Annotated in this window: 13 protein-coding genes; 4 read left to right on the top strand and 9 right to left on the bottom strand. The window is 41.8% G+C overall.

Annotation, left to right across the window (positions count from 1 at the left end):
- Window positions 1-43: 43 nt before the first annotated feature.
- Window positions 44-1,375: a Gfo/Idh/MocA family protein gene (locus tag FC093_RS19215; RefSeq protein ID WP_137263434.1), complete on the bottom strand. Its 1,332-nt coding sequence runs from the start codon at window positions 1,373-1,375 to the stop codon at window positions 44-46.
- Window positions 1,376-1,704: 329 nt separating this feature from the next.
- Between FC093_RS19215 and FC093_RS19210 the strand changes: the two genes are divergently transcribed.
- Window positions 1,705-5,442: a TraB/GumN family protein gene (locus FC093_RS19210; RefSeq protein WP_137263433.1), complete on the top strand. Its 3,738-nt coding sequence runs from the start codon at window positions 1,705-1,707 to the stop codon at window positions 5,440-5,442.
- A 242-nt stretch (window positions 5,443-5,684) separates the two neighbouring features.
- Complete coding sequence (locus tag FC093_RS24480) at window positions 5,685-6,011, top strand: four-helix bundle copper-binding protein (RefSeq protein ID WP_206106631.1); 327 nt, start codon at window positions 5,685-5,687, stop codon at window positions 6,009-6,011.
- A 107-nt stretch (window positions 6,012-6,118) separates the two neighbouring features.
- Here FC093_RS24480 and FC093_RS19200 read toward each other — a convergent pair whose 3' ends face one another.
- Window positions 6,119-6,466, bottom strand: a complete 348-nt coding sequence (locus FC093_RS19200; RefSeq protein ID WP_137263432.1) for a hypothetical protein — start codon at window positions 6,464-6,466, stop codon at window positions 6,119-6,121.
- A 330-nt stretch (window positions 6,467-6,796) separates the two neighbouring features.
- On the opposite strand from FC093_RS19200, the gene FC093_RS19195 reads away from it, so the two are divergent.
- Entirely contained in the window at window positions 6,797-7,309 is a 513-nt protein-coding gene (locus FC093_RS19195) for a DUF2383 domain-containing protein (RefSeq protein WP_170971158.1), read from the top strand.
- Between the two features lie 144 nt (window positions 7,310-7,453).
- Here the strand turns inward: FC093_RS19195 and FC093_RS19190 are convergent, their stop codons facing one another.
- Entirely contained in the window at window positions 7,454-8,020 is a 567-nt protein-coding gene (locus FC093_RS19190) for a YciE/YciF ferroxidase family protein (protein WP_137263430.1), read from the bottom strand.
- 402 nt (window positions 8,021-8,422) lie between these two features.
- On the opposite strand from FC093_RS19190, the gene amaB reads away from it, so the two are divergent.
- Window positions 8,423-9,949 carry an L-piperidine-6-carboxylate dehydrogenase gene (gene amaB / locus FC093_RS19185; RefSeq protein ID WP_137263429.1) on the top strand — a complete coding sequence of 509 codons (1,527 nt, stop codon included), beginning with the start codon at window positions 8,423-8,425 and terminating at the stop codon, window positions 9,947-9,949.
- Window positions 9,950-10,053: 104 nt separating this feature from the next.
- Here amaB and FC093_RS19180 read toward each other — a convergent pair whose 3' ends face one another.
- The 6 genes from FC093_RS19180 to FC093_RS19155 form a co-directional block, all read right to left on the bottom strand.
- Complete coding sequence (locus FC093_RS19180) at window positions 10,054-10,776, bottom strand: pyridoxine 5'-phosphate synthase (RefSeq protein WP_137263428.1); 723 nt, start codon at window positions 10,774-10,776, stop codon at window positions 10,054-10,056.
- Between the two features lie 288 nt (window positions 10,777-11,064).
- A complete protein-coding gene (locus FC093_RS19175) occupies window positions 11,065-12,831 on the bottom strand; it encodes a vWA domain-containing protein (protein WP_170971157.1) in 1,767 nt (588 codons plus the stop codon).
- Between the two features lie 49 nt (window positions 12,832-12,880).
- Complete coding sequence (gene hpt, locus FC093_RS19170; protein ID WP_137263426.1) at window positions 12,881-13,423, bottom strand: hypoxanthine phosphoribosyltransferase; 543 nt, start codon at window positions 13,421-13,423, stop codon at window positions 12,881-12,883.
- A 43-nt stretch (window positions 13,424-13,466) separates the two neighbouring features.
- Window positions 13,467-14,489 carry a glucosaminidase domain-containing protein gene (locus FC093_RS19165; protein ID WP_137263425.1) on the bottom strand — a complete coding sequence of 341 codons (1,023 nt, stop codon included), beginning with the start codon at window positions 14,487-14,489 and terminating at the stop codon, window positions 13,467-13,469.
- A gap of 50 nt (window positions 14,490-14,539) precedes the next feature.
- Window positions 14,540-15,193: an O-methyltransferase gene (locus FC093_RS19160; RefSeq protein ID WP_137263424.1), complete on the bottom strand. Its 654-nt coding sequence runs from the start codon at window positions 15,191-15,193 to the stop codon at window positions 14,540-14,542.
- 295 nt (window positions 15,194-15,488) lie between these two features.
- On the bottom strand, window positions 15,489-16,997 hold the full coding sequence (locus FC093_RS19155) for a sodium:solute symporter (protein WP_137263423.1): 1,509 nt from the start codon (window positions 16,995-16,997) through the stop codon (window positions 15,489-15,491).
- Between the last annotated feature and the right edge of the window lie 152 nt (window positions 16,998-17,149).

The raw sequence follows: 17,149 nt of genomic DNA, 5'->3' as shown, positions 1-17,149 counted from the left end.
ACCCTTTTTCATCCTGGTTAATCCTATAAAATCCCGGTTCAGACTATACCATTGGTAGCTTATAGCCGTTGTGGTATTCCTTGGTTAAATATTCTTTATTCACGGCTTCATCGGTATAACGTCCCTTATCGGCATCCCACTCCAGTTTTTTGCGGCTGCGATAAGCGGCATTGCCCATTTGCGCTACCGTTGCAATGTGTACCGCCGCATCTATCGGGCAGTTGAGATCACTCATTTTGCGGCTGCGCACAACATCAATAAAGTTTTGCATGTGTTTGTTCACACCATTATCCATTACTTTTTCCATTGGCTTGCTCACTTTATTGCCGCTGGCTTTTTCTTCCAATACTTCCCAGCCACCGCGGCTTAGTACCAGCGTGCCATTGTTGCCAATATAAGCAATGCCGTGGTCGCGGCCATAAGAGCCATTACCGATGCCCATGGCAGAGTCCCACACCATATTAAACTTATCAAACTCATACAAGGTAGTAAGCGTATCGGGTGTCTCTTCGTATAAATCCGGATAAGCAAAGCGGCCGCCCAAAGCCGAAATAGATTTTGGCGTGCTTACATTCATGCCCAGCAAACCATAATCGAGCAGGTGTACGCCCCAGTCGGTCATCAAGCCACCTGCATAATCCCAAAACCAGCGAAAATTGAAGTGGAAACGGCTGGAATTGAACGGGCGGGTAGGTGCCGGCCCAAGCCATGTTTGATAATCCACACCTGCAGGTGGTGCAGTATCGGGCACTACCGGTCCGGGCTTCATCCAGTCCTGGTAGCACCACACTTTTACAGTGCGAATGTTGCCCAACTGGCCGCTTTGTACAAAATCAACGGCGTTTTTAAAGTGCTGCTGGCTACGCTGCCACTGACCAACCTGCACCACGCGATTGTATTTTTGCTGTGCATGCTGCATGGCACGACATTCACCTATGGAGTTGCCCACCGGTTTTTCGCAGTACACATCTTTGCCCGCCATCGCAGCATCTATCATTATCAGCGCATGCCAGTGGTCGGGTGTGCCTATGATTACGGCATCAATATCTTTATTTTCCAGCAGTTTACGATAGTCATTATATGTTTTTACCTTAGATGCATCTACACCCAAACCCTTTAAATCGTTCATGCGCTTGTCCAGCACATTTTTGTCCACATCGCATAGTGCAACTATGTTTACACCCTGCACCTTTGTTGCCGCAGTAAGGTCGGCCCAGCCCATACCATTGATGCCAATGGCAGCCACATTTACCTGATCGGAGGGGGCAATTTTGTTATTAAAAATGGCAAAAGCAGAATTGTTGATGGCAGAAGCAACCAATCCTCCGCCGAGTAACGCAGAAGAATGTTGCAAAAAAGAACGGCGCGTTGTCATGTCAGATAGTGTTTTTTGAATTAGGAAGAAAATAGGACATTTATAAAATAACAGCGGATGAATGTACAAAGAAATTGTATTGGAAAACCAGCCGGTTGACAGATATGGAAAAATTGCTAAAAAAGTATCCGTCCTATTTCAAATAAACATTTTTTCCTTTGCAACTTGTAGTTTGTTTATTTTGTCTATTATCTTATGTTCATTCCCATTTAGCTAAATGCTATTTTCAAAGTCATTACTGCGTAAAAGATTCTTAATTCGCTTGAAAAACAGGACTGAAAAGCAGTAAGATGGTGTATAAATAAGATGATTATATTAACCCCGAAATAATGATGAAAAAGCTGTTGTGTTTGTCTGTTTTGATGTTGATGTCTGGTGTGCTGTTGTTTGCACAGCAAAAAAAATATCCAAGTCTTTTTTGGGAGATTACGGGTAATGGTTTACAAAAGCCATCGTATCTGTTTGGAACCATGCACGTGAGCAATAAAATGGTATTTCATTTAAGCGATTCTTTTTATATTGCTTTGCAACAGGTAGATGTAGTGGCGCTGGAACAAAACCCATACTTCTGGCAGCGTGATATGATGCAAATGAATGAAGCGCAGGATGCCGTAAAAAACTACATGACTAATGGCGCCAACGATTACCTCAACGAACAATCTTTTCGGCTGAATGGCTACGAAGACAACCTGCGTGCTGCACTTACCGACCAGCCGATGCAGATAAACGGCTTGCTTTATCGTACCAGCCGCGTGCAGGAAGACTACGAAGAAAATACCTATCTCGATTTATACATCTATCAAACCGGCAGAAAATTGGGTAAGCTGGCTGCTGGCGTAGAAGATTATTACGAGTCGCAGCGCATGGTTTTTCAGGCATACCAGGCTGCTGCGAAAGAGCAGAACAAAAAGCGTCCTGATAGAAGCGATGAAAGTATGTATGACATTCAAAAAAAAATACAGGATGCTTACCGTCGCGGTGATCTTGATATGCTGGATTCATTAGAACAATATGAATATGTTTCGCCGGCTTTTACTGAAATTTTCCTGTATAAAAGAAATGAAGTGCAGGCAAATTCCATAGATACCATTTTGCATCATCATTCGCTGTTTGTGGGTGTTGGTGCGGCGCATTTGCCGGGTAAAAGAGGTGTAATAGAACTGCTGCGTAAAAAAGGCTACCATCTCCGTCCGATATACATGACCGACCGCGATGCCGATAAAAAAGATGCAATTGATAAAATGCGCGTGCCGGTAGTGTTTAAGGAAGCAAGCACCAGCGATGGTTTTATTCAAATGCAACTGCCCGGTCCGCTGTTTCGCCGCAACGATAGCCGTCAAAACCTTAATGATAGCTGGCAATATGCCGATATGGACAATGGTACCTATTACATGCTTACGCGCGTAAAAACACATGCTGCCATGTATGGACAAACTGCCGCGCAGGTATTGAAAAAAGTAGATAGTTTATTGTATGAAAATATTCCGGGTAAAATTTTAAAGAAAACACCAATCACCAAAAACGGATATAAAGGATTTGATATAGTGAACCGCACACGCCGAGGCGATATGCAGCGGTACAATATCATCGTTACTCCATTTGAAGTATTGGTATTTAAGATGAGCGGTAATGAAGACTATGTGGCGGGTGCAGAAGGAGATACTTTTTTTAATTCCACCAACATACAGAATAATCAACAGGCGTCGCAAGTGTACACCAATGCGCAGGCGGGTTTTAGGGCTGCGCTGCCACAAATGCCATATATAACTATTGATAAAACCGGCGGCGATCATCTGCCCGTAATGGCCTGCGAAGCAATTGATAGCATCAACGGTAATGCCTATATGATTTGGAAAAAAACGGTTAATAATTACCGCTTTTTGGAAGCAGATACATTTGATTTGTCGCTGATAGAAGAAAGTGTAAAAGAAAGTGATATTATAGATAAAGAGCTAAGCCGCAGCTTTGCCAAACAGGATGGCTACGATGCGCTCAATATGCAGTTTCGTTTGAAAAAAGGTAACCTGCTTTTTGCCAAAGCGGTGCTGCGTGGTCCGCATTATTATTTGCTGGCGGTAAATACAAAGGATAAGAAATACAATCCAACAGCTTTTTTCGATTCTTTTAAACTCATTGATTTTGCTTACAATCAACCCCAATTATTTAACGATACATCACTGCACTATACCGTACAAACGCCGGTAAAGCCTGTGTTGGATACCTTTATTCAACGGATGGTAAACGAAGCGGTAAATGATAATTTTTATCGTGGGGCAAACGCCTATAATGCCTATTGGAACCGGAATAAAACGGCGTTCTTTCAAAACGATTCCACCGGTGAGGCGGTGCTGGTGAACTGCACGGTTTTTCCCAAGTACTACTACAGCACTGATACAGCTTCTTTTTGGAAGGAGCAACTGAACATGCAGCATTATAAAGGAATGATTGTGAAGAAAAAAGAACCATTTGTACTGCCCGATTCAGCCATTGGTTATAAACTGGTGATTGGCGATACCAATACGGTGCGGCAAATTGTTAGTATGTATCTGCTAAAGAAAAATTACCTCTATCAGCTTACTGCATTGACCGATACGGTAAGCACATCCAGCAACTTTATCAACTCTTTCTTTACTACTTTCCGTGCAGACAATGATATCAAAAGCAGTTCGGTTTTTCAGGATAAAACGGCTTTGTTTTTTAATGATTACATCAGCAAAGATTCGGCGGTGCAAAAGCTGGCTGTGGATGCAATACCGCATATCAATTACACCTGCAAAGCAGTGCCGATGCTGCAACAGGTAATTGCATCGGCAAAATATACCGACAAAGATTATTTTGACCGTAAGAACAGCTTTATACACGAGTTGGGTTATTTAAATGATAGTAGTTGTGTGCAGAACGTAACAGCCTATTTATTGAATTTATACCGGCAATCGGCAGATACCAGTTATTTTCAAAATGAAATTGTGCAGGCATTGGCAAGGCTAAAAACTGCGAGTGCTTACGATTCGTTGAAAAATCTGTTATTGCAAGATCCGCCGGTGTATGATGATAACAGCGAATACCATGGTTTATTCAATATAATAGGCGATTCGCTTGCACTTGCCAGAAATTTATTTCCCGACCTGCTGCAACTGGCTTCTCTGGAGGGCTATAAAGAGCCGGTAAACAGCTTATTAAAGGACTTGGTGGACAGCGGTTTTTTGGCTGCAGCCAGCTATCAGCCTTATTTCAGCCGTATTTACTTTGATGCTAAAATAGCTATGAAAAAGCAGCAAATAAAAGATGATAAGCTGCTGCAACAGCAAAGCAGTAGTGAGTATAACGAAGAGGAGGATGAAAGTGACGATAATGGCGCAGCCAACTATCACAACTTCGACCGTTACCGCCGGTATTATGATTATAGCAACGCTGATGATGAGGATAACGATCTGGTAAACTATGCTACGTTGCTTATTGGTTTTTATAATACCAATGCATCTGTACCGCCGTTTTTTAATAAGCTCTTACGCTCGCAGGACGAAGCTACACAGTTAGGCGCAGCCATTTTGCTGGCGCGCAACAACATTGCAGTGCCCGATACGGTATGGCAAAACCTTGCAGCTAAAGATAAATACCGCGCGGTGTTGTACCGCAGGCTGGCAGCTATTGACAAGGAAAACCTATTCCCGAAAAGTGCCGCTACGCAACCATTAATGGCACAGGCTTTACTCCTGAATGATAAAAACAGCGATAAATTTCAAAGCTGCGAGTTGATTGGTAAAAGGCTTGTAACCGAAAAAAATCAGAATGGCTATGTGTATTTCTTTAAGTATAAACTGAATAAAGAAGATGACTGGAAAATAGGCATCAGTGGCATACAACCAGCCAACTTAAAAGAAGTAAACACCAATGACAACCTTACCCGCATGACAGGTAAAAGACTGGCATCTAACAAACCTATAGCGGCGCAGTATGATGAGGAGTTGAAAAAGCTCTTATTTGCTATGCACAAGAGCGCAACCTATTTCTTCAGTTCTAATTTGTACAGCAATTATTTAGACGATTATACAGATAGTGATAATTAATGAAATGGGAGTGGTGAGCTATGAATATGGGCAATACTATCCAATTACCAACGAAAAGGAAAGCTATATAATACCCTTCTCAATAAAAAGTAGTAAACAATCTATTTTGCTCAAAGCTCGCAGCTTACAACCCTCCGGCTTATATGTCTGCCCGTCTAATTGAAAGCTTTATGGGCTGCGTTGTCTATTCCCGGTGTGCTTTTTGAGTTTTAGCTCCATTATTCATCAAATGCAATTATTTTATGATGGGCTATCACGAGTATAAAAGATGTATAGATGCCTGCCTGCAGTGTGCGGCCGTATGTAACCATTGCGCCAGTTCGTGTCTGCAGGAAGCTGATGTACAAATGATGACGAGGTGCATACAACTGGATATGGAATGTGCCGCCCTATGCTACACTGCAGCGCAATTGATGAGCCTTGGCAGCAGCAGCGCAAAAGAAATATGCAGCTTATGTGCTAAGGTATGTAACGACTGTGCGGATGAATGTGAGAAACACGAACACGAACATTGTAAAGAATGTGCTGATGCCTGCCGGTACTGCGCTATGCTTTGTAATAATATGTAGTACTGCTGAATGAGAAATAGTGCATAAATAAAATTAAACAGGACTTATACTGCTATAAGCCCTGCCTGTTTTGCTTTTTTCATTAAAGGAATAGGATTTAAACTAGATCATACTTCAAAGATTAGTTGTTCTTCCCTATCCTCAACCGGTATTTTTCTTATAAAGTTATTATACTCCACTTCGTTATCCTGAGTAGTATATACACCGTAAGCATCCATGCTGTAGCCCGTAAGTCCGTCATTAGCTTCCAGCAGGTAAATAATGCTTTCATCGCCGGGGTCAGAGTCGCCTTCAAAGCGAAATACTTTAATTATTTTTAGTTCCTCCGGCTGATACACTTTGCCTTTATCTGCTGTAAAGCCTTGCTCAGTCCACCTAAATTCATTATCCATTTTTTTCTGTCTTAATTTTTCAAGTACAGCAGTTACGCTGGTCATTTCATTCGGCTTATACATGTGTTGGTAGTTTATGCTTTTATAGTCAAAATTCATACCTGCATTATGTTGTTTTCATTCCTGCTTTATACAGTACGCCTGATACCTGTTTAATAAATAAAATAGCATCATTGGGGATAATTTTCTACATGACAATCAAGTGCTTAACGCAACGCCGCTGTGCTGCACAAACAAAGCAGGTAAGGCATGCAAGAAAAGTCTTCAAAACCGCTGTTGTAAAGAATAAAAACTAACGATTATTTTTATTAACTTTATAGCAGCAATCTGTTGACTGCCAGTGCGCTTTACGGTATAGATATTGTGGCGCATTTCAATCTAATGCCTGCATCTATGAATCCGAATCAACCACTCCCACAAAAAAAAGCCAACCAACACAACATGCAGGTAGCTGATAAACTGCATGGGCTGGTAAACACGTTGCAACATGCCAACAATGGCTTCAAGCATATTGCGGAGCGATGTCAGAACCGCAAAACACAAACAGTGGTATTTGGCTTAGCCACTGAAACATTTCAGGTATATAAAGAACTTGCTTCGCAAATGCAGGTGCTGAAATGCAAAGATTCCATCAACCATGTGTTGTACAACGATTGTAAAACGGATATAGTAAATGAACAACAGGCGCCAAAAATAGATGATACGGATAAAGTACTGGACGAATGTACCCAGATAGAAAAGAATCTGATAACCGAATTCCGGAAGTTGCTCAACGACAGTCTGATTTCGGGCGATTTGCGCAAGCTGTTGCAGGCGCAGTTAAACAGCTTTTTATATTCTTTTGTAAAGCTTAAAATGCTGCGTAATTATCAGAGTAAAACTATTGATTACGGTATTATTTTTTAAATAGGGATATTCTAACCCTGGCAGCTAACAAGCTGAAAAGATAAGCATACAGCAATGCTTATAAGAAGAATGAAAATTCAAAGTGTTCAAAAACACAACAAAGGCCGGAACTATATTCCCGGCCTTTGTGCTGTAATGGGGTGCTTACTCTGTTTCCTGTGCAGCTTCTACATTAATGTTTCTTTCGGCTATCTGCGTCAGCAATTCATCGGTATCTTTTTCTTCCTGTAGTGTTTGCGCCAGTATATTGGCTGCATCGTTTTTACCCAATGTTTTAGCAAGCTGTGCCAGTCCGCCGTATGATGCTATTTCGTAGTGTTCTGCTTTTTGTGCAGCAATGATCAGTGCCGCATCCCTCGTCATGGTGTTATCTTCTGTTTGCTCTATTATTTCATTAGCTTCCTTAATAAGCCCTTCCATTGCTTCACATTTTTTAGCAACGGCTTTAGTGCCAATGATATCGAATACCTGTTCCAGGCGCTTTACCTGTTCTTCAGTTTGTGTGCGATGCTTTTCAAAGGCATTTTTCAGTTCCTCACTGGTAGCCTTTTTCCCCATTTTGGTGAGGGCTTTCACCAGGTTTTTTTCAGCCCAGTAAATATCTTTCAAGCCATCAACAAAAAACTTATTTAATAGTTTGCTTTCGTTGTTTTGTGAGGCAGCTTGTTTGCTGCCTGCTGCACTTTTTGCAGTAGAAGTTGTCTTTGCCATAGGTGTTTATTTTATTTACTTTTTCTGTTTAAAATGTATGCCAAAAAGCATTTTATTTATTAATACATAACAGAAATATGGGCAGATAATATTGTGGCAGGTTCTCTTTGTTTAAAAGAATAGTTTTTTGCATTTACATACCTTTTACAAAGCATATATAGTATTGTATTTACTATCTTACTTAACTCATTCAAGGTAAGATTTTAGTGTGTTTATATTACAATTCTCCATTCCTACAGCGTTCAACATGAAAGTTTGCTATTCTCAAACATGCAACAGCAAACGCCTGTTCACTTGTCCTTCACACCATCTTACATCCCACATTCAACTTCGTACACAGAATAACCTCCTGCGTTCAGAGCCGTTTTACTTTTTTATCTTGCATACCTCAATTGTTTGTATATGAAAGACATTCTTGAACAACTCCATATTACAGCAAATAATAAAGGCGTATCTACCGGCAGGCAGTGGCTGGAAAGCAGCGGCGAGACCATTTCCTCTTTTTCGCCTGTTAATGGAAAGCTGATAGGCAGCGTACAGGCTTGCGATGCGGTTACTTACCGGCAGGTGGCAGCACGGGCACAGGATGCTTTTGTACAATGGCGCACGGTGTCTGCGCCCCGGCGGGGCGAAATAGTGCGGCAGATAGGCGGGGAGTTACGCCGCAAAAAAGAACCACTCGGCAAACTGGTAAGCTATGAGATGGGCAAAAGCCTGCAGGAAGGTTTGGGCGAAGTGCAGGAAATGATAGATATCTGCGACTTTGCTGTTGGGCTTTCGCGCCAGTTGTACGGCTTAACGATGCAAAGTGAGCGACCCAACCACCGCATGTACGAGCAATGGCATCCGCTGGGCGTAGTGGGCATTATCTCTGCTTTTAATTTTCCGGTAGCGGTATGGAGCTGGAATGCAGCCATAGCCTGGGTGTGCGGCAATGTATGCATTTGGAAACCGAGTGAAAAAACACCACTTTGTGCCATTGCCTGCCAGCATATTGTTGCAGAAGTATTCGAAAGAAATGACATACCCGAAGGGGTAAGTTGTTTGATAAATGGCTATCGCGATGCTGGTGAATGGCTTTGTAACGATGAGCACGTGGCGCTTATATCCGCAACCGGCTCTACACGTATGGGCAAAGCTGTGGCGGCAAGTGTTGCTGCGAGGTTGGGAAAAACTATTTTGGAATTGGGTGGAAATAATGCCATTATCATTTCTAAAGAAGCAGACTTAGACATGGCTTTAATTGGCTGCGTGTTTGGCGCTGTGGGCACTGCGGGACAGCGTTGCACTACTACGCGACGGCTGATCATTCATACATCGGTATACGATTCTTTTAAACAAAAAATAATAAACGCTTACCAGCAGTTGCGCATTGGTAATCCGCTGGATGCCGCTAACCACGTTGGTCCGCTGATAGATAAAGGTGCAGTGGAAATGTACCAGCAAGCTATAGAAGCCTGTAAGCAACAGGGTGGCAGTTTTGTGGTAGAAGGCGGTGTATTACAAGGCGAAGGCTATCAAAGCGGCTGCTATGTAAAGCCTTGTGTAGCCGAAGTGCAAAGCAATTGGCCAATTGTTCAGCATGAAACTTTTGCCCCTATCCTGTACTTAATGAAATATGATAATATAGAAGACGCTATTGCCATGCAAAACAGCGTACCGCAAGGGTTGTCTTCTTCCATTTTTACGTTGAACATGCGCGAGGCAGAATTATTCCTTTCCAACAGAGGTAGTGATTGCGGTATCGCCAACGTAAACATTGGTACGAGCGGCGCCGAAATAGGTGGTGCTTTTGGTGGCGAAAAAGAAACCGGCGGCGGTCGCGAAAGCGGCTCTGATGCGTGGAAGGCGTATATGCGCCGGCAAACAAATACTATCAATTGGGGCAACGATTTGCCGCTGGCGCAGGGAATAAAATTTACGGTGTAAAAAGGGTAAAATTTTAGGGGTAAGAGAATACAATTATCTAAGCTCATAACCCAAGGACTCTGTCTTGGGCTAATCTTATGCGTTACTGCATAGCAATTTATTCTTTACTGATTCAATTGCCGCTTGTATAACTGTACTGCATTTTGCAAGCCTACATACAACGCATCACTGATAAGCGCATGACCAATAGATACCTCATCCAGCCAGGGAATATGTTGGCTGAAATAAGCTAAGTTGTGCAAATCAAGGTCGTGGCCTGCATTAATGCCTAAGCCTAATTTCCTGGCTTTTTCAGCAGCAGCAATGTAGGGTGCGATGGCTTTTTCTTTATCACTATTAGCATACCCTCTTGCATAGCCTTCGGTGTAGAGTTCAACTCTGTCGGTGCCGGTAGCGGCTGCACCTTCTACCATTTCCACCACCGGATCTACAAAAATGCTTACACGAATATGGGCATTTTTAAAAATACGGATCATTTTGGTGAGATAATCCCTATGTTCAATGGTATTCCAGCCATGATCGCTGGTGATTTGTCCCAACGCATCGGGCACCAGCGTTACTTGATCGGGCTTTGCCGCTAATACAAGATCAACAAACTTTTGCTCGCTGCAATTGCCTTCAATATTAAACTCAGTAGTGATAATTTTCTTTATTGCATACACATCGCTGTAGCGGATGTGGCGCTCATCGGGGCGTGGATGTACCGTTATGCCATCGGCGCCAAACTGTTGTATATCTACGGCTGCTTTTGTTACATCGGGGTTGTTGCCGCCGCGGCTGTTGCGAAGCGTAGCTATCTTATTAATGTTTACACTTAATTTAGTCATGCTTTTATTTTATACAAAACAAAAGTACGATAGCAAATATTAGGCGCAGCTGTCCGTGCAATTCAAATATTCATTGTTAACTACTCTTCACTGAAAGGTGTAGCTGGTAGTAATCTTAAAGCGTCCTTATTACCTTAATAATATTCTATAACAAAGCAGAAAATAAACCTTAATAGCTTATTGCTGTTGAAGATAAGGTAATAAGGTTGGGTTAAAAATTGTTTGTTGTTCAACATACATGTGCATTCACAAATATTTGAATAATGAGAAGTGAAGGAAATACATTATCTACAGTAGTTTATTTCTTTTTCTTTTATCTGTAACACCAGCATATACTTTTTCTGCTTTGTTTGTTAATGTTACAAATTCCTGTTCCAGCACATTATTCGCATCAAGCCCCGAAACTGCCATGTTCCTTACATCATCCCAGTTATAATTGTTGGCATAAGTGGAGTTTTTTAGCAAACTGCCAAACATAGCAATGCTGGTTGCAAAGCGAAGTGCAGAATCGGCTTCATTTAAAGAAATAAAATTTTGCGTTACATCAAAATGCTGTTGTTGCTCTATAGCTGCTTGCGGCTGCTTATACCGTAGTTGTAGTGTAGCAATATTACTGCTGCTATTGACCGATGGCGTTGCAGGTGTAATTTCAAACATCGCCATTACAGTATGACCGCTGCCTATTTCGCCACCTTCAATAGTGGCAGTACCGGCAGACAAGTCATCCTTTTTGTTATCAAAGCCAATCAGCCGGTAAGCGCTTATCAGGTCTTTATTAAAGGTTACAGTTAAAAAAGCATCGTTGGCTACGGCATACATGGTTTTGGTAAACTCGGTCATCAGGGTTCTTTCGGCTTCCTTTAAGTTATCAATATAAGCAAAATTTCCATTGCCGTTGGTTGCCAATGCTTCTAATTTACTGTCTTTGTAATTGCCCATACCAATGCCAAGGCACGTAAGATAAATACCACTTTGCTTATGCGCAGCTACTATATTCTGCAATTCTTTGTCGGAGGTTTGTCCCACGTTAAAGTCGCCGTCGGTGGCCAGTATCACACGGTTGTTGGCGTGTGCATCATACATTTTTTCGGCTACGCTATACGCTGTCTGTATAGCTGCAGAGCCTGGCGTATCACCACTGGCAACAAGGCTGTCAATTACATTAACTATTTTATTTTTTTCGGCACCGCCGGTAGGCTGCAACGCAATGCCTACGTAGCCACCATAGGTTACAATGGCAACCGTATCCTGTGCACGAAGGTTTTTTACCAGCATTTTAAAAGCATGTTGCACCAGCGGCAGCCGGTTGTCTTTATCCATCGAGCCGGATACATCAATTAAAAAAGTGAGATGTGCAGGCGGAATAGCTTTTAAATTGAGTTTTGGTGCAAGCAGTTGAATAAATAATAATTGGTTGTCTGCATTCCATGGACAAGACGTAACCTGCGTTTTGCACAGGAAAGAAGTATTATTTGTTGGTGCTTGTTTAATGGTATTCAGGTCGAAATAATTCAGCATTTCTTCAATACGCACGCCATCGGGCGGCACTGTACTTTCCATGTTTAAGAAGCGGCGGATGTTGCTGTACGATGCGCAATTAATGTTGAGCGATAAGCCGGTTTCGGCAGCATCTTTAGTATGTACAAAGTCGTTTTCCACCAGTGCATTGTAGGTCTCTGCGCCGTTGGTGATTGTTTTTACAGCATAGCTGCTGAATAGGTTTTTGGTAAAAGACATCAGCCCGCTACGGCTGCTGGCCGCTGTATTGAGTGGTTGTAAAACAAAGATTTGGTATTTGGAGGCCTCTACCCTTAGGCCAAGTACCTCATAGCCATCGAGACTTAATATAATGCTGTCTTCTTTTTTAGGAACAGGAATACCAAAACTGCCCAAGGCGCCGGTGTAAAAAACATAGCTGCCTTTGGACTCCAACTGTATTTTCACATTGGGCAAAAGCCTGCCCTGCTTATCCTTTACTTCGCCGCGGAGATAATATTGAGCGTCTGCATGCAGGCAACACCAACAGCAGCATAATATGGCAATTACAATTTTCAATATGCAGTTTCCTCTGTTTATCTGTACAAAGTAAGCATATTTTGCCAAATCATCCCTCTTCGTGCAGTTGGTATATTGCCGGGAGATTGCGTCCAAAACCATCATAATCCAACCCATAACCCACAACAAACTTATCGGGTATTGTAAAGCAGCAGTAGTCAATGGCAATAGGATACACAGTAGCTTCGGGCTTGTGCAGCAGTACTGCAATTTTTAATGAAGCAGGCTGCTGGTTGTACAATTGCGGCAAAAAAGCCGTTAGTGTTTTGCCGGTATCAATAATATCTTCTATTACAATTACATGTCGGTTGGTAACTTCTGTATCCAGCCCGATAGCTGTAATCACATGGCCGGATGAGCGCGTGCCTTTGTAAGAAGCCAGTTTGATAAAGCTGATTTCAGCTTCAATGGTCATATGCTTAAACAAATCGGCTGCAAAAATGAAAGAACCATTCAATATAGCAATCAGCAAAGGTTTTTTACCCTCATAATCCTTATTTAACTGTGCGGCAAGTCCTTTTACTTTTTGGAGAATAACAGCTTCTGATAAATAAGGTTCAAATTGTTTATCGCGGACCTGCACCAGTTGCATACGGTAGTTGTGGACTTTATTAAAATGAATAGGTGATTACGACTTATTTGGATAAAGCCGTAATAGCTGGTTGCAGATAAATTTTAGTACCGGTTTCCAGCACTTCATTTTCGCTTACCCCGTTGTATTCGGTAAGGCTTTCAAGCCGTACACCTTCTGCCTGTGCAATATCATGCAGTGTTTCGCCGGCAAGCACAACGTGGTAAGGTGTAGTGCCTTTTTTTTGTTTTTTGGCTAAAAAAATCAAACCGCTTTTATCCAGTATTTCTTTCGGTTGCATATCATTGAACTCCAGCAGTTTGGGATATGCAATTTTATAATTACTGGCCAGTGCAAACAGCGAGGTGCCGGCTTCTGCAAAAATTACTTTGGTTTGGTTGATTTCAAATACGCCAGCCGGATACAATGCAGTGGGCGCTTCAATAGTGGTTTGTGCTGCCTTTACCGTTACGGGCTGTACAGGCGGAGGCGGCAAATAACTTTCTTCGGGCTGCTGGATGTCTGTGGTAATATTTGCAGCAAGTTGTGGTTGCGTATTCCCATTTTGCTGACGCTGAATAGCCAACAAAGTATAATCCTGTAATTGATTGGTTACAATCAGTTTAATAAGCGTTTGACCATACACGCTATTCGTAGCGTAGCCCGCTTTTTTCAATCCTTTTGCCCAGCCTTCGTAGTCTGTAGGATCCAGCTTAAAAAGAAAAGCATAGTTAGGTCTGGTTTTTAAAAAATCGGAATGATCGCGGTACGATTCTTCGGCACTGCTGTAACTGCGGAAACATTCGCCTTTGGCATCATCATCGTGATATACAGTGGCGCCGGTCCAGTCGCTTTTACACTTAATACCAAAATGATTATTGGACGCTTTTACCAAATCGCTCTGGCCTGCCTGGGTTTCCAATATGCCCTGCGCCAGGGTAATAGCGGCAGGTACGCCGGTTCTTATTTCTTCGCTGATAGCAAGTTCTTTGTAAGTATTGATATAGTTCTGAACAGCATTATCCGTTTGGCTGCGGCCATAGATACATCCGGCAGTAGCAATTACAAACAAAAAAATTTTTTTCATGAGCGGCTTTTATAGTTTTTCATGAACACACAGCAACAGCTTTTATGCTTTTAAGAGGTTGCAGCAGTATGTTTCTTTTTTATAAACAACAATCCGTCGCGTACGGTAAGTAGCACTTGTTCTGTTCGCTTGTCGGCTGCTACATGCTGGTTAAAGGCATGTATGGCTTTTGCACTTTTATTCGTCATTTTCTCCCCGAGCACCTGACCGTGAAACAAAACATTATCCGTTATAATTATTCCGTTGTCCTCTAAACGCTCCATTACCAACTCGTAGTATGTAGTATAGCTTGTTTTATCTGCATCTATAAAAACAAGATCCCATTTATAATCCAAAGTTGGAATAATTTCCCGTGCATCCCCTGTGTGCAAATGTATTTCATTCTCCTTTTGAGCCAATTTAAAATTAGCGGAAGCAGTGCCTGCATCGGCTGCTCTCAGCTCAATTGTGTGTAATTCGCCGCCGGGCTGCAAACCTGTGCACAGGCACAAGGCGCTGTAGCCGGTAAAAGTGCCTATTTCTAAGATGTATTTTGGCTTCAATAATTGGCTGATAAATGCAAGCAAACTGCCCTGCACTTCGCTGCTGAGCATGTGCGCCTGGCTGTGTTGCTCACTTTGCTGGTGAATGTGGTGCAGCAGTTCATTCATTGGCGTAGTGAATTGCTGCGCATATTGCTCGGCGAGCGGATTGATAAGTTCCATAAAATGGGTAGGTTTTCAAGCGGATTTCTTAAGTATAATAAAAGATGCAAACCAGCCTGTCATTCTGCAATTGCCGCCTGTTTGTACTTGCTTTACTTTTGTCTATGCGGCAGTTTTGTGCGGAATCTGTAAGTGGTAATAAAATGAAAGTGAATGCTACTCCTATTACTCTTAATAATTACGCCATATTACATATTAAAGACTAACAGCAAATTCCGCACAAAGCCGCCATTAATTTGCTCTATGTAAAGTCTTCCTGTTGGCGGCAATTGCAGGATGACGTGTACAATTATTTCTATTCATTTTCAGTCAATACTGCCGTATTACTTACAACTTTGTTCTCTCCTTTATGCGAAATCATATACAAGCCCGCAAATGTGAATAAGCCATTTATTAATATCAGTTCTACACCTATCTGATAACCATTAAACCACTTCGCCGCATTATCGCTTAGTACGTAACTGATCACTGGTGTAAGTAAACTAATAATAACCACCGGAGTGCCTTTGCTGATAACACGTTTAGTCAGGATTCCAAAAGCAAATAAGCCGAGGAGCGGACCATACGTATAGCCAGCAACAGTAAGTATGATGTCAATAATAGACTTATCGTTTATCCATTTAAAAATTAAAACACACAAAAAGAAAATAACGGTGAAAATTAAATGCACTGTCATTCTTATACGTTTTTCCTGTTGCTCTGTTTTATTGCTGTTTCTTTTTAAGCCCAGCATATCTATGCAAAACGAAGAAGTAATGGCTGTAATAGCGCCATCAGCACTGGGAAACAAAGCGGATATTAAGGCAATAATAAAAATAACTGCTACGTAAGGTGGGAAGAAAGGTGTGCTGCTTTCGGTGCCCAGTGCAATAGCAGGAAACAAATCATCACCTTTGGTATGCATGCCATTTTGAGCAGCAAACAAATACAACAAACCGCCGAGCACCAAAAACAATAAGTTCACCAGCACCATAATAGTGCTGAACGTAATCATGTTTTTTTGCGAGTCGCCCAACGTTTTTACACTGATATTTTTTTGCATCATCTCCTGGTCCAACCCAGTCATTCCTACAGTAATAAATGCGCCACCAATGATTTGTTTTAGCCAAAAACCGCCGCTATTTACATCGGTATTAAAAATTTGCGTAAAGCCTTCATTGCTCATTGCCTGCCATGCTGCCGGTAAGGATAAATGCAGGCTGTTTAAAATGCAAATGACACATACAATAAGTCCCAGCAGCATAAAGGTGGTTTGCAATGTATCGGTAAATACAATGGTTTTTACACCGCCTTCAAACGTGTATAACAATATCATTACCAGAATGATTAGTGTAGTAAGCCAGAATGGTACGCCAATATTGTTGAGGATAAATATCTGCAACACATTTATTACTAAATACAGCCTTGCCGTTGCGCCAATAGTACGCGAAATAATAAAAAACAAAGCGCCTGTTTTGTATGTCGTTAACCCAAACCGCTGGTATAAATAATTGTAAATAGATGTGAGATGAAGACGATAATACAATGGCAATAGCACATACGCTACAATAAAGTAACCAATAAAATAACCAATCACCACCTGAAAGTAACCAAAAGCAGCGGTGCCTACTTTGCCCGGCACACTTACAAACGTAACGCCACTCAGCGAAGTGCCAATCATACCAAATGCTACAAGCATCCAGTTACTGTTTCGGTTACCTATAAAAAAAGAATCGTTATTGGCATTGCGGCTGGTGTACCAGGCAACTGCCAGCAGTACCAAAAAATAAACAACAACTATCGAAAGCAATAAAAAAGAAGACATAGGTTTTGTTGTATTTTACCGCAGAGATTGTTATAGAATTGCTGTTTACAAAAAACAGAATATAACCTAATAAAATACCATAATAAAATTCATCTCTCTCTGCGGAAACTCTATTTACTCCCATTCTCCGCGGTGAAAAAAAAGCAATGATA

Origin of the sequence: Ilyomonas limi, from assembly GCF_005233845.1 — a bacterium.
GTDB classification, from domain to species: Bacteria; Bacteroidota; Bacteroidia; order Chitinophagales; family Chitinophagaceae; genus Ilyomonas; species Ilyomonas limi.
The sequence above is the reverse complement of the archived record's forward strand: the minus strand, read 5'-3'. Positions and strand labels throughout refer to the sequence as shown.

What these genes read in the sequence shown, in the direction of transcription:
- FC093_RS19215 (WP_137263434.1), bottom strand. Translation starts at nt 1,375, where the DNA reads ATGACAACGCGCCGTTCTTTTTTGCAACATTCTTCTGCGTTACTCGGC.
- FC093_RS19210 (WP_137263433.1), top strand. Translation starts at nt 1,705, where the DNA reads ATGATGAAAAAGCTGTTGTGTTTGTCTGTTTTGATGTTGATGTCTGGT.
- FC093_RS24480 (WP_206106631.1), top strand. Translation starts at nt 5,685, where the DNA reads ATGATGGGCTATCACGAGTATAAAAGATGTATAGATGCCTGCCTGCAG.
- FC093_RS19200 (WP_137263432.1), bottom strand. Translation starts at nt 6,466, where the DNA reads ATGTATAAGCCGAATGAAATGACCAGCGTAACTGCTGTACTTGAAAAA.
- FC093_RS19195 (WP_170971158.1), top strand. Translation starts at nt 6,797, where the DNA reads ATGAATCCGAATCAACCACTCCCACAAAAAAAAGCCAACCAACACAAC.
- FC093_RS19190 (WP_137263430.1), bottom strand. Translation starts at nt 8,020, where the DNA reads ATGGCAAAGACAACTTCTACTGCAAAAAGTGCAGCAGGCAGCAAACAA.
- amaB (WP_137263429.1), top strand. Translation starts at nt 8,423, where the DNA reads ATGAAAGACATTCTTGAACAACTCCATATTACAGCAAATAATAAAGGC.
- FC093_RS19180 (WP_137263428.1), bottom strand. Translation starts at nt 10,776, where the DNA reads ATGACTAAATTAAGTGTAAACATTAATAAGATAGCTACGCTTCGCAAC.
- hpt (WP_137263426.1), bottom strand. Translation starts at nt 13,423, where the DNA reads ATGCAACTGGTGCAGGTCCGCGATAAACAATTTGAACCTTATTTATCA.
- FC093_RS19165 (WP_137263425.1), bottom strand. Translation starts at nt 14,489, where the DNA reads ATGAAAAAAATTTTTTTGTTTGTAATTGCTACTGCCGGATGTATCTAT.
- FC093_RS19160 (WP_137263424.1), bottom strand. Translation starts at nt 15,193, where the DNA reads ATGGAACTTATCAATCCGCTCGCCGAGCAATATGCGCAGCAATTCACT.
- FC093_RS19155 (WP_137263423.1), bottom strand. Translation starts at nt 16,997, where the DNA reads ATGTCTTCTTTTTTATTGCTTTCGATAGTTGTTGTTTATTTTTTGGTA.